Origin of the sequence: uncultured Pseudosulfitobacter sp., assembly GCF_963976325.1 — a bacterium.
GTDB lineage: Bacteria > Pseudomonadota > Alphaproteobacteria > Rhodobacterales > Rhodobacteraceae > Pseudosulfitobacter.
In genome coordinates this window covers 374540-400803 of sequence record NZ_CAXBJW010000002.1, presented here as the reverse complement: position 1 = coordinate 400803, position 26264 = coordinate 374540, and the positions used below count along the sequence as shown (strand labels likewise).

27 protein-coding genes and 1 tRNA gene are annotated in these 26264 nt (G+C 61.3%); 10 read left to right on the top strand and 18 right to left on the bottom strand.

What is annotated here, in order from left to right; all coding sequences use genetic code 11:
• Nucleotides 1–16: 16 nt before the first annotated feature.
• Nucleotides 17–841, bottom strand: coding sequence for an ABC transporter permease (locus AAC077_RS09165; RefSeq protein ID WP_339768753.1), 825 nt, complete (start codon nucleotides 839–841; stop codon nucleotides 17–19).
• A 118-nt stretch (nucleotides 842–959) separates the two neighbouring features.
• Between AAC077_RS09165 and cysQ the strand changes: the two genes are divergently transcribed.
• The 9 genes from cysQ to AAC077_RS09120 all read left to right on the top strand — a co-directional run bounded on the left by cysQ (nucleotide 960) and on the right by AAC077_RS09120 (nucleotide 11223).
• A complete protein-coding gene (cysQ, locus tag AAC077_RS09160) occupies nucleotides 960–1757 on the top strand; it encodes a 3'(2'),5'-bisphosphate nucleotidase CysQ (RefSeq protein WP_339768751.1) in 798 nt (265 codons plus the stop codon).
• On the top strand, nucleotides 1757–2560 hold the full coding sequence (locus AAC077_RS09155) for a manno-octulosonate cytidylyltransferase (RefSeq protein ID WP_339768750.1): 804 nt from the start codon (nucleotides 1757–1759) through the stop codon (nucleotides 2558–2560). Before cysQ ends, AAC077_RS09155 begins: the two co-directional genes overlap by 1 nt.
• Nucleotides 2557–3789, top strand: coding sequence for a glycosyltransferase (locus AAC077_RS09150; RefSeq protein ID WP_339768749.1), 1233 nt, complete (start codon nucleotides 2557–2559; stop codon nucleotides 3787–3789). Before AAC077_RS09155 ends, AAC077_RS09150 begins: the two co-directional genes overlap by 4 nt.
• A gap of 158 nt (nucleotides 3790–3947) precedes the next feature.
• Nucleotides 3948–4841 carry a UTP--glucose-1-phosphate uridylyltransferase GalU gene (gene galU, locus AAC077_RS09145; protein ID WP_339768748.1) on the top strand — a complete coding sequence of 298 codons (894 nt, stop codon included), beginning with the start codon at nucleotides 3948–3950 and terminating at the stop codon, nucleotides 4839–4841.
• Nucleotides 4842–4860: 19 nt separating this feature from the next.
• Entirely contained in the window at nucleotides 4861–5847 is a 987-nt protein-coding gene (gene galE / locus AAC077_RS09140; RefSeq protein WP_339768746.1) for a UDP-glucose 4-epimerase GalE, read from the top strand.
• Nucleotides 5837–7039: a glycosyltransferase family 1 protein gene (locus tag AAC077_RS09135; RefSeq protein WP_339768744.1), complete on the top strand. Its 1203-nt coding sequence runs from the start codon at nucleotides 5837–5839 to the stop codon at nucleotides 7037–7039. The genes galE and AAC077_RS09135 overlap by 11 nt, the downstream gene beginning before the upstream one ends.
• A gap of 48 nt (nucleotides 7040–7087) precedes the next feature.
• Complete coding sequence (locus AAC077_RS09130; protein WP_339768742.1) at nucleotides 7088–8098, top strand: glycosyltransferase family 2 protein; 1011 nt, start codon at nucleotides 7088–7090, stop codon at nucleotides 8096–8098.
• A complete protein-coding gene (locus AAC077_RS09125) occupies nucleotides 8095–9792 on the top strand; it encodes a beta-1,6-N-acetylglucosaminyltransferase (RefSeq protein ID WP_339768740.1) in 1698 nt (565 codons plus the stop codon). Before AAC077_RS09130 ends, AAC077_RS09125 begins: the two co-directional genes overlap by 4 nt.
• A 3-nt stretch (nucleotides 9793–9795) precedes the next feature.
• Nucleotides 9796–11223 (top strand): nodulation protein NodH, encoded by a 1428-nt coding sequence (locus AAC077_RS09120; RefSeq protein ID WP_339768738.1) that lies wholly within the window; start codon nucleotides 9796–9798, stop codon nucleotides 11221–11223.
• Between the two features lie 2 nt (nucleotides 11224–11225).
• Here the strand turns inward: AAC077_RS09120 and AAC077_RS09115 are convergent, their stop codons facing one another.
• The 16 genes from AAC077_RS09115 to AAC077_RS09040 form a co-directional block, all read right to left on the bottom strand.
• Nucleotides 11226–11690: a PTS sugar transporter subunit IIA gene (locus tag AAC077_RS09115; protein ID WP_339768736.1), complete on the bottom strand. Its 465-nt coding sequence runs from the start codon at nucleotides 11688–11690 to the stop codon at nucleotides 11226–11228.
• A gap of 41 nt (nucleotides 11691–11731) precedes the next feature.
• On the bottom strand, nucleotides 11732–12295 hold the full coding sequence (raiA, locus tag AAC077_RS09110; protein ID WP_339768734.1) for a ribosome-associated translation inhibitor RaiA: 564 nt from the start codon (nucleotides 12293–12295) through the stop codon (nucleotides 11732–11734).
• A 254-nt stretch (nucleotides 12296–12549) separates the two neighbouring features.
• The gene (lptB, locus tag AAC077_RS09105; protein ID WP_339768732.1) at nucleotides 12550–13308 is read right to left on the bottom strand and encodes an LPS export ABC transporter ATP-binding protein; all 759 of its coding nucleotides are present in this window, start codon (nucleotides 13306–13308) and stop codon (nucleotides 12550–12552) included.
• Nucleotides 13309–13311: 3 nt separating this feature from the next.
• Nucleotides 13312–13800, bottom strand: coding sequence for a lipopolysaccharide transport periplasmic protein LptA (gene lptA / locus AAC077_RS09100; protein ID WP_339768730.1), 489 nt, complete (start codon nucleotides 13798–13800; stop codon nucleotides 13312–13314).
• Between the two features lie 6 nt (nucleotides 13801–13806).
• Nucleotides 13807–14403: a hypothetical protein gene (locus AAC077_RS09095; protein ID WP_339768728.1), complete on the bottom strand. Its 597-nt coding sequence runs from the start codon at nucleotides 14401–14403 to the stop codon at nucleotides 13807–13809.
• 9 nt (nucleotides 14404–14412) lie between these two features.
• Nucleotides 14413–15381 (bottom strand): KpsF/GutQ family sugar-phosphate isomerase, encoded by a 969-nt coding sequence (locus AAC077_RS09090; protein WP_339768726.1) that lies wholly within the window; start codon nucleotides 15379–15381, stop codon nucleotides 14413–14415.
• On the bottom strand, nucleotides 15378–15992 hold the full coding sequence (locus AAC077_RS09085) for a ribonuclease D (RefSeq protein WP_339768724.1): 615 nt from the start codon (nucleotides 15990–15992) through the stop codon (nucleotides 15378–15380). Before AAC077_RS09085 ends, AAC077_RS09090 begins: the two co-directional genes overlap by 4 nt.
• 72 nt (nucleotides 15993–16064) lie before the next feature.
• On the bottom strand, nucleotides 16065–16841 hold the full coding sequence (locus AAC077_RS09080; protein WP_339768722.1) for a PaaX family transcriptional regulator C-terminal domain-containing protein: 777 nt from the start codon (nucleotides 16839–16841) through the stop codon (nucleotides 16065–16067).
• Nucleotides 16831–18846 (bottom strand): phenylacetic acid degradation bifunctional protein PaaZ, encoded by a 2016-nt coding sequence (paaZ, locus tag AAC077_RS09075; protein WP_339768721.1) that lies wholly within the window; start codon nucleotides 18844–18846, stop codon nucleotides 16831–16833. Before paaZ ends, AAC077_RS09080 begins: the two co-directional genes overlap by 11 nt.
• Before the next feature lie 13 nt (nucleotides 18847–18859).
• Complete coding sequence (locus AAC077_RS09070) at nucleotides 18860–19924, bottom strand: 2Fe-2S iron-sulfur cluster-binding protein (RefSeq protein ID WP_339768719.1); 1065 nt, start codon at nucleotides 19922–19924, stop codon at nucleotides 18860–18862.
• A 9-nt stretch (nucleotides 19925–19933) separates the two neighbouring features.
• Nucleotides 19934–20401: a 1,2-phenylacetyl-CoA epoxidase subunit PaaD gene (gene paaD, locus AAC077_RS09065; RefSeq protein ID WP_339768717.1), complete on the bottom strand. Its 468-nt coding sequence runs from the start codon at nucleotides 20399–20401 to the stop codon at nucleotides 19934–19936.
• A complete protein-coding gene (paaC, locus tag AAC077_RS09060) occupies nucleotides 20395–21138 on the bottom strand; it encodes a 1,2-phenylacetyl-CoA epoxidase subunit PaaC (RefSeq protein WP_339768715.1) in 744 nt (247 codons plus the stop codon). Before paaC ends, paaD begins: the two co-directional genes overlap by 7 nt.
• Nucleotides 21138–21482, bottom strand: a complete 345-nt coding sequence (paaB, locus tag AAC077_RS09055; protein WP_339768713.1) for a 1,2-phenylacetyl-CoA epoxidase subunit PaaB — start codon at nucleotides 21480–21482, stop codon at nucleotides 21138–21140. Before paaB ends, paaC begins: the two co-directional genes overlap by 1 nt.
• A 5-nt stretch (nucleotides 21483–21487) precedes the next feature.
• Entirely contained in the window at nucleotides 21488–22480 is a 993-nt protein-coding gene (gene paaA, locus AAC077_RS09050) for a 1,2-phenylacetyl-CoA epoxidase subunit PaaA (RefSeq protein ID WP_339768711.1), read from the bottom strand.
• A gap of 38 nt (nucleotides 22481–22518) precedes the next feature.
• Complete coding sequence (gene pcaF / locus AAC077_RS09045; RefSeq protein WP_339768709.1) at nucleotides 22519–23721, bottom strand: 3-oxoadipyl-CoA thiolase; 1203 nt, start codon at nucleotides 23719–23721, stop codon at nucleotides 22519–22521.
• A 266-nt stretch (nucleotides 23722–23987) separates the two neighbouring features.
• Nucleotides 23988–24073: transfer RNA gene (locus tag AAC077_RS09040), tRNA-Leu, on the bottom strand.
• A gap of 193 nt (nucleotides 24074–24266) precedes the next feature.
• On the opposite strand from AAC077_RS09040, the gene AAC077_RS09035 reads away from it, so the two are divergent.
• On the top strand, nucleotides 24267–25247 hold the full coding sequence (locus AAC077_RS09035; protein ID WP_339768707.1) for a complex I NDUFA9 subunit family protein: 981 nt from the start codon (nucleotides 24267–24269) through the stop codon (nucleotides 25245–25247).
• On the opposite strand, the gene AAC077_RS09030 is transcribed toward AAC077_RS09035, so the two are convergent.
• Nucleotides 25244–26047, bottom strand: a complete 804-nt coding sequence (locus AAC077_RS09030; RefSeq protein ID WP_339768705.1) for an undecaprenyl-diphosphate phosphatase — start codon at nucleotides 26045–26047, stop codon at nucleotides 25244–25246. The genes AAC077_RS09035 and AAC077_RS09030 overlap by 4 nt on opposite strands.
• Nucleotides 26048–26264 lie beyond the last annotated feature (217 nt).

Sequence of the window (26264 nt, the reverse complement as noted above, 5' to 3'; positions counted from 1 at the left end):
GTTAACAGCGCCCGGATCACCGCCGCGCGCCCCAGCTAAGCGAGGCATGGCGGCGGGTGTAGAATTCGCCCATCAGCCCCAGCATGATCAGTACGATCCCGACATAGATCGGATAGGTGATCGACGAATGGTGCGGCGCATAGTTGATAAAGGCAAAGCCGCGCGCCTGATCGATGCAATGGAACAACGGGTTCCAGTCGAACATCGCCAGCATATAGCCGGGCAGCGTGTTGGCCACGAACATCTTGCCCGAGGCGATCATGTTGGCGCGCTGGTAGATCGTGGTGAAAATGTTCACAAACGTCGGAAACCACGGCTTGATCGACAGCAGCACCAGACCCAGCGACAGGCCGGTGAACCACGCCACCAGCAACATGCCAAAGGCGGCAATCGGGCGGTCGATTTCAAGCGGCACAAAGGCCACGTGGTAGATGAACAGGATCATGAACAGCGAAAGAACCTGAATATACAGCGTCCCCACGGCCGCGGAGGCGATCGAGATGATGGTGTTCATCGGTGCGTGCTGCATCATCGGGCTGGCGGGACCTTCTGATCCCACGACCGCGCCCAGCGTTTTGGTGTGGGTCATGTACAGGAAAATGCCCGACATGATGTAGACCAGAAAATCCCCCCTCAGCGCCGCACCGCGCAGGCCCAGCACCGAAAACATGACATAGAACGCCAACACGAAAATTGCGGCCTGCAGCATGTTCATGCCAATGGCCATAAAGGCATTGTTGTGGGTTTTTCGCACATTGCGCACGACCGAATGATAGACCAGTTCAGCGATCAGGATCGCGGTCCCGATGCCCGATTGTGGCTTGCGCGTTGATTGGAACATGTGCGGTCGTGCCTCTGGTGGTGCGAAAGTCGCAGGGAAATCTTGCCGTTCCGTTACTGCGGCATCATAAGGTGAACCTGCACGCATTTCAATCTAGGCCGAGCAAGGGGATTATTTCATGAATTACGAGACTTTGGTGCCTGTCATGCGCCGTTTGGCGCTGGAAGCCGGGGACAGGATCATGGAGATCTATGACGCCGACGATTTCGAGGTAAAGACCAAGTCAGACGACAGCCCCGTAACCGCCGCCGACGAAGCCGCCGATGCGATCATCTCGGAGGGTCTGCGCGAGGCGTTTCCCGATATGATGCTGGTAACAGAGGAACAATCGGACACGCACGACACCACGGGTGACACGTTCCTGATCGTCGATCCGCTGGATGGCACCAAGGAATTCGTGCACCGTCGCGGCGATTTCACCGTGAACATCGCACTGGTCGAAGGCGGCAAACCGACGCGCGGGGTGGTCTATGCCCCTGCCAAGAACCGCATGTTCTTCACGCAGGCCAACGGTCAGACCGTGGAAGAGGCCGGACCCTTTCAAAAAGATTTGATCGGTTCGCTGACGCCTTTGCAGGTGTCCCAGCCGGACAATGATGCGCTGATGGTGGTCGCGTCGAAATCGCACCGCGATCAGGCGACCGATGATTACATCAATAAATATGCGGTCAAGGATATGACATCCGCCGGGTCGTCGCTGAAATTCTGCCTGATCGCCACCGGCGAGGCGGACCTGTACCCGCGTCTGGGGCGCACGATGGAATGGGACACCGCCGCAGGTCATGCCGTGCTGCTGGGCGCGGGTGGCAAGGTCGTGCGCTTTGATGATCACAGCGATCTGACCTATGGCAAGGACGACTATGCCAACCCGTTCTTCATCGCCTATTCGCCCGATGTGGCGCTGAAGCCCGCCTGATGTCGGTACTGGTTGTCATCCCGGCCCGCTACGCCTCGACCCGCTATCCCGGCAAGCCGTTGGTGGCATTGACCGGGGCCAGCGGTGTGGCGTCGACATTGATCGAACGCAGTTGGCGCGCGGCCATGTCGGTGCAGGGGGTCGACCGTGTGGTTGTGGCCACCGATGACGACCGGATCGCCGATGCAGCGCAGGCGTTCGGGGCCGAGGTTGTGATGACCTCGACCCAATGCGCCAATGGCACCGAACGCTGCGCCGAGGCACATGCGGCGCTGGGCGGGGGGTATGATGTGGTCGTGAACCTGCAAGGCGACGCGCCCTTGACGCCGCCGTGGTTCGTCGAGGCATTGATCGAAGCTATGCAGGCGTCGCAGGATGCCGACATTGCCACGCCGGTGTTGCGCTGTGACGGGGCCACGTTGAACGGCTTTCTGGCCGACCGCAAAGCGGGCCGTGTCGGCGGCACAACGGCGGTCTTTGATGGCAACCGCAAGGCGCTGTATTTCAGCAAGGAAGTGATCCCCTACATCGGCACAACCTATGCGGACGACGTGACCGAGACGCCTGTTTTCCATCATGTCGGGGTCTACGCCTACCGGCCTGCGGCGCTGGCGGCCTATCCCGGTTGGGCCGTGGGTCCGCTGGAACAGCTCGAAGGGCTGGAGCAGTTGCGGTTCATGGAAAGCGGCGGCGCGGTTCTATGTGTCGAGGTGGACGCGCGCGGGCGTCAGTTCTGGGAACTGAACAACCCCGAAGACGTGCCCCGGATCGAGACGATGATGTCCCAGATGGGTCTGGAATGACCCATCCTTCGGTCAGCGTGGTGATTGTCAGCCGCGGTCGACCGGAGGCGTTGAGTGTGTGCCTGACAGGGTGCATGCAACTGCATTATGACCCGTTCGAGATCGTGGTGGTGGCCGACCCGGCGGGTGTCGCCGCGGCCCAGGCGCTGCCCTTTGCCAGGCAGATCAAGATCATCGGGTTCGATGATGCAAACATATCTGCCGCGCGCAACGTCGGGATCAATGCGGCGGCGGGCGAAATCGTGGCCTTTGTTGACGATGACGCGGTGCCGGAACCCACCTGGCTGACCCATCTGACGCAGGCGATGCAGCAGCACAACGTCGTGGTGGCGGGCGGCTATGTGCGGGGCCGCAACGGTATTTCCTATCAGTGGAAAGGGCGCACGCTGGACGCCATGGGCCATGCGGTCGATCTGCCGATATCGGGGTTGGATACGGTCGTGGTTCAGCCCACGCCCGAGCAATGCGCCAAGACCGAAGGCACCAATATGGCGGTGCGCCGCGATGTGTTGGTGGACATCGGCGGGTTTGACCCTGCCTATCACTATTTTCTGGATGAAACCGACCTGAACATGCGGCTGGCCAAGGCCGGATATGCCTGTGCCATCGTGCCCCGCGCGCAGGTGCATCACGGTTTTGCCGCGAACAGGCTGCGCCGCGCCGACCGTGTGCCGACAGACCTGTTCGACATCGGCGCAAGCTGGGCGGTGTTTCAACGCAAGTTCATCCCGCAGGACAAGCGCCGCGACCATTGGCGCGCCATTCGCCGGTCCGAACGCAGACGCGCTGAGCGCCTTATGGTCAGTGGTCACATTGAACCACGTGCGGTGACGGGTCTGATCTCGCGGCTGGATCAGGGGTATGGTCAGGGCATCGCACGCCGAATGGGCGACGGGCATGTCGACAAGACCCCCAATTCGCCCTTTAAAAAGATCGCCCCACTGACCAAAAACGTGGCCTATATGACCGCGCGCCGTGCGGGCGTTGCCAGGGCACGCGCAGAAGCCCGCCGTAGGGTGAAAAATGGCGAGGTCATGACCTTGATCATTCTGTTACCGAATGCTTTGTACCATCAAGCAAGATTCCATCCGGACGGTTATTGGGAGCAACGCGGTGGTCTGTTTGGAAAAAGCAGCCGCAATCAGATGTTGATAAAGTTTTGGCGTTTCGCTGATCGTTTTTGCGCCGAGATACAAAGAATAGCTGTTATTCGCGGCGGATCGGTTTGAAGACCTGGAGTTTTAGGGACAAAGACATTGGAAGAGCGTTTGTATTGGTTCAAATACGTAGCAAGCTGAAAAATGTGCCATCATAATGGCGAAGTTTTTTTGATTATGTCCGCTTAGCAATCGGCAGGCGCGGCAAATAGAATAACAAGGACAAGAATATGCCCAAAAAAGTAACAAAAGCCATTTTTCCGGTGGCGGGTCTGGGAACGCGGTTTTTGCCTGCGACCAAATCGGTGCCGAAAGAGATCATGACCTTGGTCGACCGCCCGTTGATCCAGTACGCCATCGACGAGGCGCGGGCGGCAGGGATCAAGGAATTTATCTTTGTCACCTCGCGCGGCAAAGGTGCGCTTGAGGATTATTTCGACCACGCGCCGCAGCTGGAACAAGAGCTGCGCAAAAAGAACAAGACCGAGCTGTTGGAGGTCCTCAAGGACACCAACATGGACTCGGGCGCGATTGCCTATATCCGTCAGCACAAGGCGCTGGGTCTGGGCCACGCGGTCTGGTGTGCCCGTCGTCTGATCGGCAACGAACCCTTTGCCGTGATCCTGCCGGACGATGTGATTGCCGCAGAAAAGCCGTGCTTGCAGCAGATGGTCGAGGCCTATGCAGAAACCGGCGGCAGCATGGTTGCCGCGATGGAAGTGCCGCCCGAAAAGGCGTCGTCCTACGGTGTTCTGGAAGTCAGCGAAGACATGGGCGATATGGTCAAAGTCAAGAGCATGGTCGAGAAACCCGAACCCGGCACAGCGCCGTCGAACCTTGCTGTGATCGGCCGTTACATCCTGTCGCCCAACGTTCTAAGCAACCTCAACCGCATGAAATCCGGGGCCGGTGGCGAAATCCAGTTGACCGACGCCATTGCCGACGAGATTGCGCAGGACAATCCCGTTTACGGTTACCGCTTTCGCGGTCAGCGTTTTGATTGTGGGTCCAAGTCGGGTTTTCTTCAGGCCACGGTGTCCTTTGGTCTGGCGCGCGAAGAGTTGCGGGACGATCTGGCCGCCTATATCCGTGATATTGTGAATATGGAAAAGGCCGCGGAATAACGCGGACCGGGGGCTGCAAGTGGATAATCATGTATTGGTAACAGGTGGTGCGGGCTATATCGGCGCGCACGCCTGCAAGGCATTGCGCCGCGCGGGCTATGTGCCCGTGACTTTCGACAACCTTGTCACCGGCTGGCAGGACGCGGTGAAATTTGGACCGTTCGAACAGGGCGACCTGATGGACCGGTCCCGACTGGACGAGGTGTTCGCCAAATATGCGCCGGTGGCCGTGATGCATTTCGCGGCGCTCAGCCAGGTTGGGGAAAGCATGTCGCAACCGGGCCGCTACTGGCACAACAACGTCGGCGGATCGCTGAACCTGATCGAGGCGGCGGTTGATGCGGCCTGCATGAACTTTGTGTTCTCGTCCACCTGTGCGACCTATGGCGATCAGGACAATGTGGTGCTGGACGAAAACAGTTCACAGTATCCGATCAACGCCTATGGTGCGTCCAAGCGTGCCATCGAGGACATCCTGCGCGATTTCGAAGCGGCGCACGGGCTGCGCAATGTGATCTTTCGCTATTTCAACGTGGCCGGTGCCGACCCCGAGGCCGAGGTGGGCGAGTTCCACCAGCCCGAGACGCATCTGATCCCGCTGATGCTGGACGCCATCGACGGCAAGCGTGATGCGCTGACCATCTTTGGCACCGACTACGACACACCCGACGGCACCTGTATCCGCGATTACGTGCATGTCTGCGATCTAGTGGACGCGCATGTGTTGGGCCTGAAATGGCTGCAAGACGGCAAGGGCAGCCGTGTGTTCAATCTGGGCACCGGCACCGGTTTTTCCGTGCGGGAGGTCATCGACCAGTCGCGCGCTGTCACCAATCGCGCCGTGCCGTTCAACGAGGGCGCGCGCCGGGCCGGGGACGCAACCAAGCTGGTGTCGGGGTCTACGCGTGCGGTGGCCGAACTGGGCTGGCAGCCGGACCGGTCGAACCTGAACACCATGATCGCTGACGCCTGGAGATGGCACCAAACTGGCCACTTTGACAAATAACCCGCCCGCGCGGCTGTTGGACCTGACGCGGCTTGTGCGTCGGGCTGGCCGCGTTCTGACGGGGGTGGACCGGGTCGAGATGGCCTATTTGCGCAGGCTGGTGGCGGATGATGTGCCCGCCTTTGGTCTTGTACGTACTTCGCTGGGATATGTACTATTTGACCGCGCAGGCATGGGCGCGCTGGCGCAGCGGCTGGATGGCTCTGTGTCGTGGTCCACGCCCGATCTGCGGTCGCGGTTGGCGCGCGGGCAGACGGCGGTGCAGCGGGCGGCGCAGACCGATGTGCGCAAGCTGGCCATCGCCCGGACGCTGCCGCGCGGGCTGGGCGCAATGTTGCGTCGGCACCTGCCGCAAGGCACCACCTATCTGAACACCGGACATTCCAACCTGACCGACCGTGTCTTGCAGGCGGCACAGGGTTTGGGCGGGCGTATCGGCGTGTTTGTCCATGACGTGATCCCGCTGGAGTATCCGCAGTTCCAGCGCCCCGAAACGGTCGAACCGTTTCGCGCCAAGATGCGCCGCGTGCAGGCTTGCGCCGATGTGATCATTTGCAATTCCGCCGACACGCTGGACCGCGCGGGGCGGCTGATGGCGCAGTGGGGGCCGGTGCCCGAGGGGATTGTCGCCCATCTGGGAACAGACCTGAGCATACCACAGCCCGACTTGTTGCCCGATGACCTGCCGCCTGCCGGTCCGTATTTCGTCAGCGTCGGCACCATCGAGCCGCGCAAGAACCACGCGCTGTTGCTGGACGTCTGGGACGCGATGGGCGCAGAGGCCCCGACGCTGGTGATCTGTGGCGCGCGCGGGTGGAACAACGCGGCGGTTTTTGCCCGGCTGGACAGTCGCACCGACACGCGGGTGATCGAACGCGCGGGCCTGTCCGATGGCGCTGTCGCGGCGCTGTTGGCGGGGTCGTGCGGGCTGCTGTTTCCCAGTTTCGCCGAAGGCTATGGCCTGCCCCCGGTCGAGGCGGCGGCGCTGGGCGTGCCCGTGGTTGCGAATGATTTGCCAGTGATACGCGAAATCCTTGGAAATATTCCCGTTTACGTGCCCGCCGATGATCGGTATCTGTGGGAAAAGACGATAAAAGACATGGCAGAAGCAGGGTCACAGGGCCGGGAAAAAAGTCAATTTCAGGCTCCGGGCTGGTCCCAACACTTCAACACCGTGTTAAGGTCGCTTTGATAAGCGCATTGGGGCCGGATATTTTCCGGCGGGGAAGGGGCAAGAAGTTTGGGCGTCTGGCTGTCATACAGACTCAGGTTGCAGCGCAAGCGTTGGCGCATCCGTGCCTTTCGCAAACGTCGTGAACTGACCCGTATTGCCGACCGCACAGGCACGATCCGCCCCAACGATATCCTGTTGTTCTCGACCCAGCGGAACGAGAAAATCCGGCTGCCCTATTTCCTGGATTACTATCGGGAACAAGGTGTTAACCATTTCTTTATCGTGGACAATGACAGCACCGATGGCTCGGCTGATTATCTGGCTGACCAGCCCGATGTCTCGGTCTGGCGCACCAAGGCCAGCTACAAGAAATCCCGCTTTGGCGTCGACTGGCTGAACTGGTTGATGATCAAACACGCCCACGGTCACTGGTGCCTGACGGTCGATCCCGACGAATTTCTGATCTATCCGTTCTGCGACACCCGTCCGCTGCGCGCGCTGACCGACTGGCTGGACGCGTCGTCGATCAAATCGTTCAGCGCGATGTTGCTGGATATGTACCCCAAGGGACGGCTGGATGCGCATCCCTATCAGCAGGGACAGAACCCGATCGAGATTGCAGGCTGGTTTGACAGCGGCAACTATACGATGTCGCGCAACCGTCTGTTTGGAAACCTGTGGATTCAGGGTGGCCCGAGGGCGCGCGTTTTCTTTGCTGACCAGCCCGAGAATGCCCCCGCGCTGAACAAGGTGCCCTTGGTCAAGTGGGACAAAAGATACGCCTACGTCAGTTCGACCCACATGCTGCTGCCGCGCGGGTTGAATCAGGTCTATGACGAATGGGGCGGTGAAAAAGCCAGCGGCGTGTTGCTGCATGCCAAGTTTCTGGACACGTTCACGTCGAAGGCGGCAGAAGAGCTGAGCCGTGGCCAGCACTACAGCGCGTCGGTCGAATACAAGGCCTATGCCGAAAGCCTGAAAGACGATCCCGACCTGTGGTGCAAATGGTCCGAGAAATACATCAACTGGCGGCAGCTTGAGATTCTGGGCCTGATGTCGAAAGGCAACTGGGCGTGACCGTCGGGATCATCATGCTGGTGCACACCGCCCTTGGCCGTGCCGAACAGGCGGCGCGGCACTGGGCGGCGGCGGGCTGTCCGGTGGTGATCCATGTGGACAAGGGCGTGGCGCGCGCCACCTATGAACGGTTCGTGGCGTCGCTGTCCGATGTCAAAAGCGTCGAGTTCAGCAAACGATACCGTTGTGAATGGGGCACCTGGGGCATCGTCGCCGCGTCGCAGTCCGCGTCCGAGCTGATGCTGGAAAGGTTCCGGCAGGTGCGCCATGTCTATCTGGCGTCGGGGTCCTGTCTGCCGCTGCGGCCGGTCGAAGAGCTGATCGAATACCTGGAAGCGCGCCCGCAGACCGATTTCATCGAAAGCGCCACAACCGCCGATGTGCCGTGGACGGTGGGCGGGCTGGACCATGAACGGTTCACCCTGCGGTTCCCGTTTTCGTGGAAGCGCAATCGGTTCCTGTTCGACAAATACGTCGAGTTGCAGCGCAGGCTGCGGCTGCGGCGCAAGATCCCCAACGGGCTGACGCCGCATATGGGGTCGCAATGGTGGTGTTTGACCCGTCAGACCCTGTCGGCGATCCTGCAAGACCCGGATCGCGCCGAATACGACCGCTATTTCCGCCAGGTCTGGATCCCTGACGAAAGCTATTTCCAGACCCTTGCGCGGCAATATGCGATCAAGATCGAAAGCCGGTCGCTGACCCTGTCCAAGTTCGACTTTCAGGGCAAACCGCACATTTTCTACGATGACCACCTGCAATTGCTGCGCCGGTCCGACTGTTTCGTGGCGCGCAAGATCTGGCCCTATGCTGATCGTCTGTACGAGGCGTTTCTGACCGACCCTGCCGGTGCGATGAAACGGACCGAACCCAACCCCGGCAAGATCGACCGTATCTTTGCCAAGGCTGTAGACCGGCGGACTCGCGGGCGGCCGGGCCTGTATATGCAAAGCCGTTTCCCCAACGAGGACTGGGAAAACGGCGTGACGGCTGCGCCCTATTCGGTGTTCTGCGGCTTTTCCGAAGTGTTTGAAAACTTTGATCCGTGGCTGGCCAAGGCCACTGGCGCGCGGGTGCATGGCCACCTGTTTGCACCGGACCGTGCCCATTTTGCCGAAGGCCAGACAACGATCCACGGCGCGCTGAGCGAAGCGCCCAAGTTGCGCGACTATAACGCGGCGGCGTTCTTGACCAACCTGATCTGGAACACACGCGGCGAACGGCAGTGTTTTCAGTTTGGACCGGCGGACAACCAGACGATCAACTGGCGCATGGCCAAAGACCCCAACGCCCAGATTTCGGTGATCAGTGGCGCATGGGCGGTGCCGCTGTTCCGGTCGAACCGCAACTTTCTGGACATCCGCAAAGAGGCGGCGGCGATGCAGAAGATCGAAAGCGATTTTCTGAACGTGCTGCGGTCGCCCTATACCAAGGCGCGGGTGCGTATCTGGATGATGGCCGAATTCATCGAGGCCCCGATGGAGCCGCTTCAGGGCATTCTGGACGAGATCGGGCCAACCCAGCAACGCCGCCTGTCCGAAGTGCCGAAGATGGTTGACCTAAGCGGGTTTGGCCAGTTCTTGCAAAACCTGAAGAATCAGGGAATGCACCCCTATCTGATGGGGGATTTCCCTGTCGAACGCGGCTTTGAAACGCAGGTCGAAGCGCCGCGAAAACCCTATTTGGTAAGATAAACGATGGCGCAGAAATTCGACTGTTTCGTGGTGTTTGCGGAAATGCGCACCGGATCAAACTTTCTGGAAACCAATCTGAATGCCTTTGACGGGATCACCTGCCACGGCGAGGCGTTCAATCCGCATTTCATCGGCTACCCCAACGTGACCGAAATACTGGGCGTGACCCAGGCCACGCGCGACGCGGACCCCGAGGGGTTTTTGAAAGTCATCCGCAAGCAGACCGACGGTTTGGGTGGCTTTCGCTATTTTCACGATCACGACCCGCGCGTGTTCGACACCATCGTGAACGATCCCAAATGCGCCAAGATCGTGCTGACGCGCAATCCGGTGGACAGCTACGTGTCGTGGAAGATCGCGCAGGCGACGGGGCAGTGGAAGCTGACGGACGTCAAGCGCCGCAAGGAGGGGGCCGCTGATTTCGACGCCACCGAATTCGAAGCGCACCTGGAGGCGTTGCAAAGCTTTCAGGTGATGCTGATGAACCGTTTGCAGGTGACGGGGCAAACCGCGTTCTACGTGGCCTACGAGGACCTGCAAAGCGTCGAGGTGATGAACGGGCTTGCGGCCTACCTTGGCGTGGACAGTCGGCTTGAGGCGTTGGACAAAAGCCTGAAAAAGCAGAACCCCAGCCCGATCACCGAAAAGGTGACCAATGCCGACGAAATGGCGCAGGCGCTGAACCGGCTGGATCGTTTCAACCTGACCCGCACGCCCAGCTTCGAGCCGCGCCGTGGGCCGGTTATTCCGACCTATGTGGCCGCCGCCAAGTCCCCGTTGCTGTACCTGCCGATGCGCAGCGGGCCAGAGGATCAGATTTACGACTGGATGGCCGCGTTGGACGGGGTGACGGACGACGCGTTGCTGCGCAAGATGAGCCAGAAGGACCTGCGCCAGTGGAAGCGCCGCAATCGCGGGCACCGCAGCTTTACCGTGCTGCGCCATCCGGCGGCGCGGGCGCATCATGCGTTTTGCCACCGTATCCTGAACCCGGGGCCGGACTGTTATGACGCCCTGCGCCAGACGCTGATCCGCCGCTATGCGCTGCCCATCCCGCAAGAAGCGCCCGACGCCAGCTATGACCGGGCGGCCCACCATCGGGCGTTCACGGCGTTTCTGACGTTTCTCAAGGGCAACCTTGCAGGTCAGACCGCCATTCGTGTCGATCCGGCGTGGTGCACACAGACGCAGGCGGTGCAGGGCTTTGGTGAGTTCGTCTTGCCCGACCGGATCATCCGCGAGGACGATCTACAGACCGAGCTGGGCGAGATTGCCGCGCAGATTGGTGTGAAGAAGGCCCCACAGGTCGCCGCAGTGTCCGAGCCGGGGCCGTTCACGTTGAAAGACATCTACGACGACAGCATCGAATCGCTGGTCAGTGATGTCTACCAGCGCGATTACATGATGTTCGGGTTTTCGCGCTGGGCCTAGCGTCAGGCCGCTTGGGCTGACTGCGCCTCGGACAGGATGGTGTACAGCGTGCTGGCGTCATGGTTGGCCCGCAGCTTGGTGCAGATCGACGTGTCGCGCAGGGTGCGCGATACCAGTGCCAGCGCCTTGAGGTGTTCAACACCCGCATCTTCGGGGGCAAACAGCGCAAAGGCGATGTCGACGGGCAAACGGTCAACCGAGCTGAAGTCGATGGGTTTGTCCAGCACCACAAAGACGCCGATCACTTCGTTCACACCGTCCAGCCGTGCATGGGGCAGGGCCACGCCGCGGCCAACGCCTGTGGGGCCCAGAGCCTCGCGGGCCATCAGTGCCTCGTTCACGTGGCTTGCGTTCAAGCCATAGGCGCTGTGCGCGAGATCAGAGATCTCGTGCAACAGGCGTTTTTTGCTGGAGGCCGAGGTTAACACCTTCACGGCCTCCGGCTTGAGAAGCTTTGCAAATTCCATTGTGGCTCGCACTGCTCTGACGCCTCGGCGCCGTTAAATCCTTATGGATCAATCCAGCCGATATTGCCGTCTTCGCGGCGATACACGACGTTCAACCCATCTTGTCCTTCTTTCCGAAACACAAGAACCGGCGCACCCGCCAACTCCATCTGCATCACGGCCTCGCCAACGCTTAGCGATTGTATCTTGGTTTCCATCTCCGCCACGATGATCGGTTGCAGCGAATCCGGCTCGGGTGATGTGTCATCTACCTCGGAGGCGAGGATATAGGAGGAAGCGCCAAAGAGTTCAACCGGCTGGGGACGTTCCTTGTGATGGTCTTTCAAACGGCGCTTGTAACGGCGCAACTGTTTTTCCATCTTTTCGCAGCAAGCTTCAAAAGCGGCGTAAATTTCAGTGCCGCGTGCCTTGGCTGTGGCAGTCAGTCCGGTGGACAGGTGAACGGTCGCCTCGCAGACAAATTCGTGACCGGATTTCGAGAACACCACCTGTGCATCGGTCGGACGGTCGGCGTATTTTCCAACTGCCGCGCCCAGTTCCGTCTGAACATGTGTTTGCAGTGCTGCGCCGATGTCGATCTGTTTGCCACTGATTTGGTACCGCATTGTCTCTCCTCACGGTTAGGGACCCGGACTGGGGGCGACAGGCCGCAGTGGGCCCGTCACGGGGCCTAGTTCTGGGTCTCGGGAAAAGGCAAAGCCATGAGATGCAGTATCGTCGCTTGATTGCTCAAGGCGCAGGTCACAGCAGTCTCAAAAAGTGCTTTTGCCATGCCCTATTGAGCGCGCAAACAGGTCATGCTGTCAATCAAAAGCACCGTGATGTGGGTCAAGTTTTGCCGACAAGTCATTTTAATCGGCTAAGAAACGCGGAAATTCTCACCCAGGTAGACACGGCGCACATTCTGGTTCTCGACAACTTCAGCGGGTGTGCCGGACATCAGAACCTTGCCCTCGTGCAGGATATAGGCGCGGTCGACAATTTCCAGTGTTTCCCGGACGTTGTGGTCGGTGATCAGCACGCCGATGCCGCGCTTTTTCAGGTCTGCGACCAGATGACGGATGTCGCCCACGCTGATCGGATCAACCCCCGCGAACGGTTCGTCCAGCAGCAGAAACTTGGGGTTTGCGGCCAGACAGCGGGCGATTTCCACGCGGCGGCGTTCGCCCCCCGACAGGGCAAGTGCCGGCGCGCGGCGCAGGTGTTCGATCGAGAATTCGGACAGCAGTTCTTCCAGGCGTTCGCGCCGTTTGTGGCGGTGCTTTTCCGCGATGTCGAGGATGGCCGAAATGTTGTCCTGCACGCTGAGACCGCGAAAAATGCTCATCTCTTGCGGCAGGTATCCGATGCCCATTTGGGCGCGGCGATACATCGGCAGGGTGGTCACGTCGGTGCCGTCCACTTTGACGGTGCCGCCCTCGGGGGTGACAAGGCCTGCGATGGCGTAGAACGTCGTGGTTTTGCCCGAGCCGTTGGGGCCCAGCAGGGCGACGACTTCGCCGCGATCCAGATGCATGGAAAAGTCGCGAATGACGACTTTCTTGCGGTAGGATTTCCGCAAATGCGAGATGTGCAGCCCGTCATTGGCGGCTGCGATGGACAGATCAGGGGCAGACATTTGTTAGTCGTTTCCGGTTTGCAGGATCGTCTTGACCCGGCCCGACATGCGCGCGGTGCCATCACGCAGATTGACGAACATTTTTTCTGCGGTCAGGGCGCTGCTGCCTTGGGTCAGCAACACGTTGCCCGACATTTCGATCTCGCCCGAATCAATGTTGTAGTCTGCGCGCTCGGACTCGGCTGCATCTGCGCCGGTGACAAGGGTCACGCCGCCGGTCGCCTCAAGTTTGGCGATGCCTGCGTTTTGCGATCTGTAGGTGACCAGAACACGGGCCGCCGTCAGACGCATCTCGCCCTGACCGATCATCACATTGCCGGTAAAAACCGCCGTGCCCGAGGATTGATCGACCGCCAGATTGTCGGCGGTCACCTCGACCGGCAGCGACGTGTCTTGGGTGATGGCGCCAAAGGCGACGTTCGTGCCTTGGGCCAGAACAGGCGCGGCACAGCACAGCAACAGGGCGGTCGTCAGAGCACGGAAAGCATTCACGATAAATTACTCATCTGTTTGTTTGGGATCGTATACCAGCTTCACGCCGTTTGTGAAAACCAATTGGGAGGGGCCGCCCGCACGGCTGCCCGACAGTATCATCTGCCCCGCCGTCAGGTCACCAAAGCCGCTTTGGGCCTGCACCTGTCCGGGCGAGGTCAGCGTGGCGGTTTCTAGGTTGGCCATCAGCACATCCGAGGCAATCTTGAATCCGGTCGACGTGGTGATGACCACATTTCCCGACAGGTCCATTTTGGATGCGATCAGGTCCAGACGCGCGGTGTCTGCCACAAGGTCGATATGCGTGCCGCCGACCATATCGACCTTGGCGGTGACATCAGTGGCCTCGTTGCGGTTGTCGGCGCTGGTGGTCAGCTTGGCGGCCGCAAAGGACAGGCTGTCGCCTGCCTCGGTCGCGCCGGAAAAGAACGGGCCGGTGATTTGCTGTTGTTCCATCCGGTCGCGCACGTCTTCCTCGGCAAACGGGATGGTGCTGACCGGGTCAATGGTGCGCGACAGCAGGAACAGCGTCGGCAGCAGGGCCAAAGCGATCAGGGGCAAAAGCACCTTCAGCGTGGCGACCAGTTTTGAATACCAGTCCATCGCCCCGCCTTAACCCAGACCGACGCGCAAACAGTCGTGGATGTGCAGCAGACCCAGCGGCGTCGGCGCGGGCTTTTGATCGGTGACGAACAGGCAGGTGATCTTGCGGCTGTTCATCATGCCCACCGCTTGTTCGGCCAGCGCATCGGGGCCGATGGTGGTGGGGGCTGCGGTCATCACGTCGCGGGCGGTCAGGGACATCAGCCCGTCCAGATGGCGGCGCAGGTCGCCGTCGGTGATGATCCCGACCAGCGCGCCGCTGGCATCGGTCACGCCGACCACGCCAAAGCTTTTCTGGCTGATCTCGATCAGCGCGTCGCCCATGCCTGTGTCTTCGGACACCAACGGCAACGCGTCGCCGCTGTGCATCAGGTCGGCCACGCGGCTGAGTTGTGCGCCCAGCTTGCCGCCGGGGTGAAAGCCGCGGAAATCCTCGGCGGTAAAGGCGCGGTGTTCCATCAGCGCCACAGCCAGTGCATCGCCCACGGCCAGCGTCATGGTGGTGGACGAGGTGGGTACGATGCCGGTGCCGCAGGCCTCTTCGGCGCGGGGCAGGGTGACGATGATGTCGCATTGCTTGCCCAGCGCGCTTTCGGGGCGGCTGGTGATGCCGATCAGTGGGATCGCAAAGCGGCGGGTATAGGCGATCAGGTCGGCCAGTTCCGGTGCCTCGCCCGAGTTCGAGATGGCGATAACCGCGTCGTGGCTGGTGACCATGCCCAGATCGCCGTGGCTGGCCTCGGCGGGGTGGACGAATTGCGCGGGCGTGCCGGTGCTGGCCAAAGTTGCCGCGATCTTGTGGGCGATGTGGCCGGATTTGCCGATGCCGGTGACAATCACCCGGCCGGTGGTTTTCAGCAACTGGTCAACGGCGCGCGCGAAATTGTCGTCCAGCGCGTCGTGCAGCTGGCTGAGCGCCTGCATTTCGATGGCGATGACGCGGCGGCCCGCGTCCAGAAAGGGGGTATCGGTGTTCATAGGTGCGCAAAAATGTCCGTGTCGGGCCAGCCTGCAAGATCCAGTTTGGCGCGTGTTGGCAGAAAGTCGAAGCAAGCCTGGGCGATGTCCATCCGGTCCTCGCGCAGCAGGCGCTTGTTCAGCGCCTCGCGCAGGCGGTGCAGGTACAGCACGTCGGATGCGGCGTAATCCAGTTGCGCGTCGGTCAGCTTGGGCGCGCCCCAGTCGCTGCTTTGCTGGTGCTTCGAGATGTCGACGCCCAGCAGTTCCTGAGCCAGGTTTTTCAGCCCGTGCCGGTCTGTATAGGTGCGCACCAGCTTGCTGGCGATCTTGGTGCAGTACACCGGCGCGGTGACCACGCCAAATGCGTTCAGCATGGCGGCGATGTCGAAACGTCCGAAATGGAACAGTTTCAGAACGTCGGGATTGACCAGCAATGCGCACAGGTTCGGGGCCGTTGTCTGGCCTTTGAGGATCTGCACCATGTGGGCGTTTCCGTCACCGCCAGACAGTTGTACCACGCACAGCCGGTCGCGGTGCGGGTTCAGGCCCATCGTTTCGCAATCAATCGCGACAACGGGACCAAGGTCCAGATCGTCGGGCAGATCCGAGGTGTGCAAATAATTCGTCATGCCAGTGCTATAGCGCGCCATTGGGCGGCGGGAAAGCACATGCCGTGCATTTGCGCCAGATTGCGCTGTGGCCTAGTCGTGCAAGGCAGACAGCGCAGGCCGGGGCAGGCGGGTCAGCAGGCCGGTGACCAGCGCGCGGCAGTCGTGCCCGCGCCATGCGTCGGAATAGACGTCGGGGGGCAGGTCGGGGTGTTTCAGCACCAGCCGCCGCCAGCCATGCACGATCAGCGACCGCAGCACGCCGATCTGGACGGGGTTCAGTGCGGCGGCGTCCAGTTTCAGCGCATCAAGCGCTGCCAGTCGTTCGTACAGGGCGGCGTAATCCTGGCTTAGGTCCTTGGGCTCGAATTGCGCGCCCAGCCAGCGGGGGGCGGCGGTGGCAGGCAGGGCGAGCGTGCCGGCCGGGGCAATCGCAGTGTCCGCGCCGATGTACAGACGTGGCGCCAGCGGGGCAAAGCCCTGCGCCTCCATCTGTTCGCGCGATTCCGATGTGGCGGTTTCCAGCAGCACCAGTTGCCAGCCTTGGGCGGCCTCGGCAGGGGTGCTGTAGATGCGCGCGCTGGCGGCAAGGCTAAGCTTGCGGCCCGTGCGGGTCAGGCTGTGGTGGCTGGTGCGTCCCGACTTGACCGAGGTGATCCAGTCGTCGTTGCGCAGACGGTGCAGGGCGACGCGGGTTGCTTCGGGTTTGATCTGTGCCTCGGCCATCAGGGCGGTCAGCACGGGGCCGTCAATGCCTTCGCCCTCGTGGCGGGCCAGATCGCCGAACACGCTGACCAGCACGGACCACACCCGCTGGGTCGCGGTTGCGGTCAGGATGTTCAGCGCGTCGCTGTAGGGATCAGAAGGCATTCATCGTCAGCAATTCGTATTCGGCCACTTGTTCGTCATCCTGATTGGTCAGGGTCACGTGCCAGCGTACTTCGCCATATTCGTCATTGCGAGGGGTTTTGACCTTGACCGACAAGCGCACCTTGATGCTGTCGCCGGCCTGCACGGGTTTCATGAAACGAAGGTTGTCCAGACCGGTGTTGGCCAGAACGGGGCCGGGGTCGGGTTGCACGAACAGCCCTGCCGCAAAGCTCAGCAGCAGATAGCCATGCGCCACGCGACCGGGGAAGAACGGGTTCGCCTTGGCCGCCGCGTCGTCCATGTGGGCATAGAACGTATCGCCGGTGAAATGCGCAAAGGTTTCGATGTCGTCCAGCGTGATTTCGCGCGTGGGCGAATTGAACGTGTCGCCCATTTCCAGATCGCCATAAACCCGCGTGAAGGGGTGCGGTTTGTCTGCATGTTCGGTCGCACCGGGCACCCAGCGGTTGCCAACGGCAGTCAGGATGTCGGGGCTGCCCTGAATGGCGGTGCGTTGCATATAGTGCATAACGGCGCGGCTGCCGCCCAGTTCCTCGCCGCCGCCCGCGCGGCCCGGTCCGCCGTGCACCATATGGGGCAAGGGTGCGCCGTGGCCTGTGGCTTCGGCCATGCTGTCGCGGTTGTTGAAATACAGCCGACCGTGGAACGCGCCTGCGCCCATCGCCACGGCGCGGGCCACGTCGCCGTCGTGGGTGATGACGGATGCCACAAGCGATCCCTGGCCACGGTTCAGCAGCGCAATCGCGTGGTCCAGATCGCGGTAGCCCATGACGGTGGACACCGGGCCGAACGCCTCGGTGTCGTGCACGCGGGTGGCGGTGTCGGGGTCGGCGCAGTGGAACAGCATCGGCGGCACGAACGCGCCCTTGCTGTCCGACATGGCAAAATCGTCGGGGTCGCCGAACACGCGGGTCGCTTCGGCACCGATGGCGGCGGCCTTGTCCAGCACATCGCGTTTCTGGGCGGCAGAGACGAGCGCGCCCATGCCGGTCGCCGCGTCGCGCGGATCACCGATAGTGACCTTGGCCAATCGGGCCGAGATCGCCTCGATCACTGCTTGTTCGTGGGCTTGCGGGACCATGATGCGGCGGATGGCGGTGCATTTCTGGCCCGCCTTGGCGGTCATCTCGCGTTGGACTTCCTTGACGAACAGGTCGAACTCGGGCGTGCCGGGCACGGCGTCGGGGCCAAGGACGGATGCGTTCAGGCTGTCCTGTTCGGCGGTAAAGCGCACGCTGTTGGACAGGATGTTGGCATTGCCGCGCAGTTTCAGCGCCGTATCGGCAGAGCCGGTAAACGTCACCACGTCCTGACAGCCGACATGGTCCAGCATGTCGCCCAACCCGCCCGACACCAGTTGCAAGGCCCCCGCAGGCAGCAGGCCGCTGTCCAGCATCAGGCGCACGCAGGCCTCGGTGACATAACAGGTGGCGGTGGCGGGTTTGATGATCGCGGGCAGACCGGCCAGCAGGGTCGGGGCCAGTTTTTCCAACATGCCCCAGACGGGGAAGTTGAACGCGTTGATGTGCACCGCGACGCCTTGCAGCGGGGTGCAGATGTGTTGGCCCATAAAGGCACCCGCGCGGCCCAACTGTTCGGGCACACCGTCCAGATAAACATGCGCATCGGGCAGGTCGCGCCGCCCTTTCGACGCATAGACCAGCATCGTGCCAATGCCGCCATCCACGTCGATCTGATGGTCGGACTTTGTTGCGCCAGTGTCATAGCTAAGGTCATAGAGCGCGGTCCGGTGTTCGCGCAGATACAGCGCCAGTGCCTTGATCATCCGCGCACGGTCGTGGAACGTCATCGCGCGCAGCGCGGGGCCACCGACCTCGCGGCCATAGGCCAGCATTGCCTGCACATCCAGCGCGTCGTTGCCCGCGTCCGCGATCACGTCGCCGGTGATGGCCGAGGCAATGGACCGCGCACCGGCCCCCGGTGCGATCCACTGACCGGCGGCAAAAGAATGTACATGTTGCATGGGAAATCCCTGTTTAGTGCTGGTCGTAGTCCACGACCAATGTGTCGCTGAGCGCGTAGCACTGGCAGGTCAGGACAAAGCCTGCCTCGACTTCGTAGTCTTCCAGCGCGTGGTTGGTCAGCATTTCATATTCGCCCTCGGTCACCTTGGCCTTGCAGGTGGAACAGACACCCGCCTTGCACGAAAACGGCGCATCCAGATCGTTGGCCAGCGCGGTTTCCAGCACCGATTGATCCTTGGGCATTTCGAACTGGTGGCCGGTGCCGTCGATGATCACGGTGGTCTTGGTGCCTGCCTGACCCTTGGCGCGTTCCTTGATTTCCTGCTTGGCCAGCTGGCCCTTCTGGCTTTCGCTGAACAGCTCGAACTTGATCTGGCCATCCGCCAGCCCGTGGGTTTTCAGCGCGTCGGCAATGGCCAGCATCATCGGTTCGGGTCCGCAGATGAACGCGGTGTCGATGCTGCCGATGTCGATCCAGCTTTTGAACAGGGCGGCGCATTTGTCCTGATCGACGCGGCCGGTGAACAGGTCGATGTCCTGCCCTGTTTCCAGAACGTGGATCAGGGTCAGGCGACCCATGTAACGGTTTTTCAGGTCTTCCAGTTCCTCGCGGAACATGATCGTGCCGACGGCGCGGTTGGCGTAAATCAGGGTAAAGGTGCTGTCGGGTTCGCGGGTCATCACCGTGCGCAGGATCGACAGCACGGGGGTCACGCCAGAGCCACCCGCAAAGCCAAGGTAGTTCTTCGCCTTGTCCGGTTCGATCGGGGTGTGAAAGCTGCCCGAGGGCGGCATGGCGTGCAGGGTGTCGCCGACCTTTAGTTCGGTGTTGGCAAAGGTTGAAAACGCCCCGCCATCCACACGCTTGATGCCCACTTGCAGTTTGCCATCGTCCAGACCTGCGCAGATCGAATAGTTGCGGCGCAGCTCGGTGCCGTCGAAATCCTGTTTGAACGTCAGATACTGGCCTTGGGTAAAGGCAAAGGCGTCGGGGTCTTGTGGTTGCAGGGTCAGCACCACCGCGTCACGGATTGTGTGATGAATGTCGGTGACAGTCAGGGGAAGGAATTGCGCCATTGGGTCAGCCTAGATACATTTGAAATAGTCGAAGGGTTCAAGACAGTCGGTGCAGCGCCATTGCGCCTTGCACGGGGTCGAGCCGAACTGGCTGATCCGCTCGACCGCCTGCGATTTGCAGTGCGGGCATTGCTGCGGACCACCTGCGGGCTGGGGCGGCGCGATGCCGTAATCTTCCAGCTTGGCGCGGCCCTTGTCGGTCAGCCAATCGGTGGTCCACGCGGGCGAAAGCTGGCGTTTCAGCTCAAGCTTTTCGATGCCGTGGCCGCGCAGGGCGGTTTCGATGTCCAGATTGATGATCGTCGTCGCGGGGCATCCCGAATAGGTCGGTGTGACCGTGACGATCAGCGTGTCGTCCTGCCATGCCACATCGCGGATGATCCCCAGATCCACCAGTGAGATCACCGGAATCTCGGGGTCGGGGACGGCATCCAGCCACTCCCACACATCCGCAACAGAAGGTTGGACAGTTACCATTGTGCGTCCGGGTAGGCGCGCGGCAGGAACTGCATCACCGCCAGCATGTGGCCCAGATGTTCGGTATGGCGCACGCCCGTCTTGCCGCCTTTGTGGGCGAAATCACTGTCGGGGCGGGTCAGGGTTGCCTCGGTCAGAACGGCGTTGATACGGGCATCAAACGCCTCGCGCAGCGGGGCGGGGTCGTACACCGCGCGGTCCACGTCGTCGGACAGGAACATCTCGCCCACATAGGGCCACAGACGGTCCAGCGCCGCTTGCATCCGGGTATGGCTTTCTTCGGTGCCGTCGCCCAGCGCGATTACCGTGTCGGCAGAACGTTCCGCGTGATAGGTCACTTCTTTCAGTGACTTTTCCGCGATGGCAGAGATCTGCTCGTGGTCATGCCCCTTGAGCGCGCTCAGCATTTCGATGTGCCATGCGTCGAACAGGAACTGGCGCATCATCGTATGGCCAAAGTCGCGGTTGGGCTGTTCGACCAGCAGCAGGTTGCGAAAATCCATCACGTCGCGGCGATAGGCCAGTGCGTCGGCGTCACGTCCTGCGCCCTCGACTTCTCCCGCCAGTCCCAGCCACAGTTGCGTCTGACCGATCAGATCAAGCGCGGTGTTGGCAAGGGCAATGTCCTCTTCCAGCACGGGCGCGTGGCCGCACCATTCGGACACGCGGTGGCCCAGAACCAAGGCGTTGTCGCCCATGCGGCACAGCCATTCAAACAGATGCGTGTCGGTGGCCATCACATGGTCCCCACTTCTTCGGGGATGTCGAAGAACGTCGGGTGGCGGTACACTTTGTCATCCGCAGGATCGTACATGTGCCCCTTGTCGTCGGGCGACGACGCGGTGATCTTGCTGGCTTCGACGACCCAGATGCTGACGCCCTCCTTGCGGCGGGTATAGACATCGCGGGCGTTCTGCATGGCGCGTTCCGCGTCGGGGGCGTGCAGCGACCCGACGTGCCGGTGGCTTAGGCCATGCTGGCCACGGATAAAGATTTCAAACAGCGGCCATTCGGTGCGCCGCACTGCGTCGTGCGGGGCCGCTTCGGTTGCCTTGTAGGCACTGGATTCAGGGCTGCTCATATCGGTTACTCCGCTGCGAGTTTGGCTGCGCGTTTCTTGTCGGCGTGGGCCAGCATGGCCTCGCGGACCCAGCGGCCCTCGTCCCAGGCGCGGTTGCGGTCTTCCAACCGCTCAACGGAACAGGGGCCATTGCCCTTGAGCACGTCAAAGAATTCGTCCCAATCGGGTTCGGAAAAGTCGTAGCCGCCCTTTTCCTCGTTCCACTTCAGATTTTCGTCGGGAATGGTCAGGCCCAGATAATCGGCCTGAGGCGCGGTCAGATCGACAAACTTCTGACGCAGCTCGTCGTTCGAGTTCATCTTGATCTTCCACGCCATCGACTGTGCCGAATGGACGCTTTCGGCGTCCGACGGGCCGAACATCATCAGCGAGGGATACCAGAAGCGGTTCAGCGCATCCTGTGCCATGCGTTTCTGTTCGGGCGTGCCGCGTGCCATCTTCATCATGATGTCAAAGCCCTGGCGCTGGTGGAACGATTCCTCTTTGCAGATGCGGACCATTGCGCGGGCATAGGGGCCGTAAGACGTGCGTTGCAGCGGCACCTGGTTCATGATCGCGGCGCCGTCCACCAGCCAGCCCACGGCACCCATGTCGGCCCATGTGATGGTGGGATAGTTGAAGATCGACGAATACTTCATCTTGCCCGACAGCAGGTCGCGGGTCATCTGGTCGCGGGTGACGCCCAGCGTTTCCGCCGCGCAATAGAGGTAGAGGCCGTGGCCGGCCTCGTCCTGTACTTTTGCCAGCAGGATCGCCTTGCGCTCAAGTGTGGGCGCGCGGGTGATCCAGTTGCCCTCGGGCAGCTGACCGACGATTTCAGAGTGGGCGTGTTGCCCGATCTGGCGGACCAGCGTCTTGCGATAGCCGTCCGGCATCCAGTCCTTCGGTTCGATCTTGCCGCCCGCATCAATACGCTCCTGAAAGGCGCGTTCCTGCGGGTCCATCTGGTCGAGAGAGCGGACCCCCTCGCCGGTGGATTTCACCATCTGTGCATACATCGTTCAAACCTTTCGTCGGTCAGAAGGGCGGGGCGTTGTCAGACCCGCTCGAGGATAAGCGCGACACCTTGGCCGACGCCCACGCACATGGTGCACAGCGCATAGCGCCCACCTGTACGTTTCAGTTGATAGGCTGCTGTCATCACCAGACGTGCGCCCGACATGCCCAGCGGGTGGCCGATTGCGATGGCACCGCCCTGAGCATTCACGCGCGGATCGTCGTCGGCCACACCCAGTGCACGCAGGGTCGCCAGACCTTGCGAGGCAAAAGCTTCGTTCAGTTCGATCACGTCCATCTGGTCGATGGTCAGACCGGCCCGTTTCAGCACCTTTTCGCAGGCCGGGATCGGGCCGATGCCCATGACACGGGGCTCAACACCGGCGGCGTTCATCGCCACGACGCGCGCCATCGGTGTCAGGCCGTTCTTGGCCGCCGCCGCTTCGGACGCCAGCAGCAGGGCCGCAGCACCGTCATTCACGCCCGAGGCGTTGCCCGCGGTTACGGTCAGGTCGGGGCCGTTGATGGCCCGCAGCTTGCCGAGTGCGTCCAGCGTGGTGCCGGGGCGGGGGTGTTCGTCTGTGTCGACGACAACCGGATCGCCCTTGCGCTGGGGGATGGTGACGGGGCTGATTTCCTCGGCGAACAAGCCTGCCTCGTGTGCGGCAGCCCAGCGTTCTTGCGACCGGGCGGCGAATGCGTCCTGATCGGCGCGGTTCACATCGTGGTCGGCGGCAACATTGTCGCCGGTTTCCGGCATGGAATCGACGCCATATTGCGCCTTCATCTTCGGGTTCACGAAACGCCAGCCGATGGTGGTGTCGAAAATCTCGGCCGCGCGGCTGAACGCGCTGGTGGCCTTGCCCATGACAAAGGGCGCGCGGCTCATGCTTTCGACGCCGCCGGCGATGGCCATGTCCAGATCGCCCGCCTTGATCCCGCGCGCGGCAAGGCCCACGGCGTCCATGCCCGAGGCACACAGACGGTTGATGGTCGAGCCGGGCACATCCACGGGCAGACCCGCCAACAGCGCCGCCATGCGCGCCACGTTCCGGTTGTCTTCGCCCGCCTGGTTGGCGCAGCCAAAGATCACATCATCGACGCTGGCCCAATCCACATTGGGGTTGCGCGCCATCAGCGCGGCAATCGGAGCCGCCGCCAGATCGTCGGCCCGTACGGACGACAATGCGCCGCCGTACCGCCCGATCGGGGTGCGCTGTGCGTCACAGATGAATGCAGTCATGGAAATCTCCCGTGGTGTTGAATTCACCTTAACCAAATCGGCGATTCGGGGCAATGTAAATGTTACCGAAGTTGCGATAAGGTGGATATTTCCGTAACGTATTTAGGTGTGGCAACGCTGTCAGGTGAAGCAGGGCGCCTGATAAATTGGTTATTTGTGAGGGGGATTGCAGCAAAACGGGGGGAGGGGTGACCTGTCCAACATTCTGAAACGCGCATTGCGCGCAGCGGTTCTGCGTTTGCATCTGGGGAGAATGTCGGGAAAAATGGTGCCCAGAAGAGGACTCGAACCTCCACGGCCTTGCGGCCACTGGCACCTGAAGCCAGCGCGTCTACCATTCCGCCATCTGGGCACGGGTGGTGTCGCGTCGTTTAGGCAAGCTGGCGGTGGGTGTCAAACGGATTCTTGTCAGTTTTTCGCGTTCGGGCCAGAGTATTTGCAAATTTTATCCGATGACGGCGAAACCGCGCCAAATTGCCGTCTTGTCTGGCGCGGGCGCGCCCGTTAGACCCGAATGCAACGAATTGCCCCAAGGAGCTATTGCGATGTCCAAGCTGGTCACTATCTACGGCGGGTCCGGATTTGTCGGGCGCTATGTCGCGCGTCGCATGGCCAAAGCAGGCTGGCGCGTCCGTGTCGCCGTGCGCCGCCCGCACGAGGCGATCTTTGTCAAACCTTACGGTGTTGTCGGTCAGGTCGAACCTGTGCTGTGCAACATCCGCGACGATGCGTCGGTGGCCGAGGTGATGGTGGGGGCCGATGCAGTGATCAACTGCGTGGGCATTCTGGCCGAAAGCGGCAAGAACACCTTTGACAGTGTGCAAACCGAGGGTGCAGCCCGTGTCGCGCGCATTGCCGCGCAGCAGGGTGTAAAGAAACTGGTGCAGATCTCGGCCATCGGTGCCGATGCGGATGCCGACAGCGACTATGCCCGCACAAAGGGCGAAGGCGAGGCTGCCGTACTGGAACATATGCCCAACGCTGTGATCCTGCGCCCGTCGATCGTGTTCGGCCCCGAGGATGAATTCTTTAACCGGTTTGCCGGAATGACACGTATGGCGCCGATCCTGCCCGTAGTAGGGGCCGATACCAAGTTCCAACCGGTCTATGTCGAGGATGTCGCCCGCGCCGCCGAGGCCGCGGTGATCCGTGACGACGTGACGGGTGTGTACGAGCTGGGCGGCCCCGACGTGGATACGTTCCGCGAGCTGATGGCGCAGATGCTGCATGTTATCCGCCGTCGCCGTCTGGTGCTGAACATGCCCTTTGGCATCGCGCGCATTGTGGCGTTCTTTGCCGGTTTGGGGCAGACGCTGACGCTGGGTATCGTTCAGGCGCCGATCACCGCCGATCAGGTCAAGAACCTGCGCCACGACAACGTTGTCGGTGAAGGCGCGCGCGGCTTTGCCGAGCTGGGGATCGAACCTGTGGCGATGGAATCGGTGCTGCCCGACTATCTGTGGCGTTTCCGCCCCTCGGGTCAGTACGACGCGATCAAGGAAAGCGCGAAGAACCTGCGCGCTTAACTATACGCCCACCACAGCAGAAACAGCCCAAAGACGACGCGGTAGATCACGTAAGGTGTGAAATCGACGCTTTTCAGCAGTTTCATCATCAGCTTCAGCGACAGGATCGCCGCGACAAACGCAAAGGCCGCCGCGATGCCGCCGTCGCGGGCCAGCGCCCAATCGGCATGGTCCACGACATCCGCGCCCAGCAGAACGGCGGATGCGAGGATTGTCGGGATCGACATCAGCATCGACAGGGTGGCTGCCGATTCACGGTCATAGCCCAGCTTGCGCGCGGCAGTGATGGTGATGCCCGAGCGCGAGGTGCCGGGGATCAGCGCAATCACCTGCGCCAGCCCCATGGCGACTGCATCTTTCAGCGTCCACTCCTCTTTAGCTTTGATCGTCTCTCCGGTGCGGTCTGCCCAATACAGCACCAGGCCAAAGCCCAGCATGGTCCAGCCGATCACGGCGACGGATCGCATCGCCTCGTCCAGGCCGGTCACTTTGATGACCAGCCCCACGATCATCACAGGAATGGTTGAAATGATCAGCAAAAAGGCAAGGCGGGCGCCCGGCGTGTCGATCCTGCCGCGCGCCAGTCGGCCCAGGCCTGCGATGGCACTGCGCACGTCGGACCAAAAGAAGATGATCACCGCAAGCAAGGTGCCCACATGCACCGCGACATCAATCGCAAGGCCCTGATCCTGTGCGCCTGACAGGGCTGGCAGCAAGATCAGGTGGCCCGAGCTGCTGACGGGAAGGAATTCGGTGATGCCTTGGATGACGGCAGCGATCAGCAGATAATACAATGACATGGTTGCCCCCAAATGGTCCGCTGGGGGTGGTATAAATCCTGCGAATCAAATTGAAAGCGCCAATATAGTTCCGTTCCGGACCTATATTGGGCGTGTTTCTTCCAAATATGAACACGCATTCGTAAAAAAGATATATATAGGTCAGCTATACTGCCTTTTATTGAATGCAGACATCCTTTATGACGCCCGCAGAGGACCCGAAGCAAGGTAGGTAATC

Coding starts and splice junctions, on each gene's coding strand:
- AAC077_RS09165 (WP_339768753.1), bottom strand. CDS start 841: ATGTTCCAATCAACGCGCAAGCCACAATCGGGCATCGGGACCGCGATC.
- cysQ (WP_339768751.1), top strand. CDS start 960: ATGAATTACGAGACTTTGGTGCCTGTCATGCGCCGTTTGGCGCTGGAA.
- AAC077_RS09155 (WP_339768750.1), top strand. CDS start 1,757: ATGTCGGTACTGGTTGTCATCCCGGCCCGCTACGCCTCGACCCGCTAT.
- AAC077_RS09150 (WP_339768749.1), top strand. CDS start 2,557: ATGACCCATCCTTCGGTCAGCGTGGTGATTGTCAGCCGCGGTCGACCG.
- galU (WP_339768748.1), top strand. CDS start 3,948: ATGCCCAAAAAAGTAACAAAAGCCATTTTTCCGGTGGCGGGTCTGGGA.
- AAC077_RS09120 (WP_339768738.1), top strand. CDS start 9,796: ATGGCGCAGAAATTCGACTGTTTCGTGGTGTTTGCGGAAATGCGCACC.
- AAC077_RS09115 (WP_339768736.1), bottom strand. CDS start 11,690: ATGGAATTTGCAAAGCTTCTCAAGCCGGAGGCCGTGAAGGTGTTAACC.
- raiA (WP_339768734.1), bottom strand. CDS start 12,295: ATGCGGTACCAAATCAGTGGCAAACAGATCGACATCGGCGCAGCACTG.
- lptB (WP_339768732.1), bottom strand. CDS start 13,308: ATGTCTGCCCCTGATCTGTCCATCGCAGCCGCCAATGACGGGCTGCAC.
- AAC077_RS09095 (WP_339768728.1), bottom strand. CDS start 14,403: ATGGACTGGTATTCAAAACTGGTCGCCACGCTGAAGGTGCTTTTGCCC.
- AAC077_RS09090 (WP_339768726.1), bottom strand. CDS start 15,381: ATGAACACCGATACCCCCTTTCTGGACGCGGGCCGCCGCGTCATCGCC.
- AAC077_RS09085 (WP_339768724.1), bottom strand. CDS start 15,992: ATGACGAATTATTTGCACACCTCGGATCTGCCCGACGATCTGGACCTT.
- AAC077_RS09080 (WP_339768722.1), bottom strand. CDS start 16,841: ATGCCTTCTGATCCCTACAGCGACGCGCTGAACATCCTGACCGCAACC.
- paaZ (WP_339768721.1), bottom strand. CDS start 18,846: ATGCAACATGTACATTCTTTTGCCGCCGGTCAGTGGATCGCACCGGGG.
- AAC077_RS09070 (WP_339768719.1), bottom strand. CDS start 19,924: ATGGCGCAATTCCTTCCCCTGACTGTCACCGACATTCATCACACAATC.
- paaD (WP_339768717.1), bottom strand. CDS start 20,401: ATGGTAACTGTCCAACCTTCTGTTGCGGATGTGTGGGAGTGGCTGGAT.
- paaC (WP_339768715.1), bottom strand. CDS start 21,138: ATGGCCACCGACACGCATCTGTTTGAATGGCTGTGCCGCATGGGCGAC.
- paaB (WP_339768713.1), bottom strand. CDS start 21,482: ATGAGCAGCCCTGAATCCAGTGCCTACAAGGCAACCGAAGCGGCCCCG.
- paaA (WP_339768711.1), bottom strand. CDS start 22,480: ATGTATGCACAGATGGTGAAATCCACCGGCGAGGGGGTCCGCTCTCTC.
- pcaF (WP_339768709.1), bottom strand. CDS start 23,721: ATGACTGCATTCATCTGTGACGCACAGCGCACCCCGATCGGGCGGTAC.
- AAC077_RS09035 (WP_339768707.1), top strand. CDS start 24,267: ATGTCCAAGCTGGTCACTATCTACGGCGGGTCCGGATTTGTCGGGCGC.
- AAC077_RS09030 (WP_339768705.1), bottom strand. CDS start 26,047: ATGTCATTGTATTATCTGCTGATCGCTGCCGTCATCCAAGGCATCACC.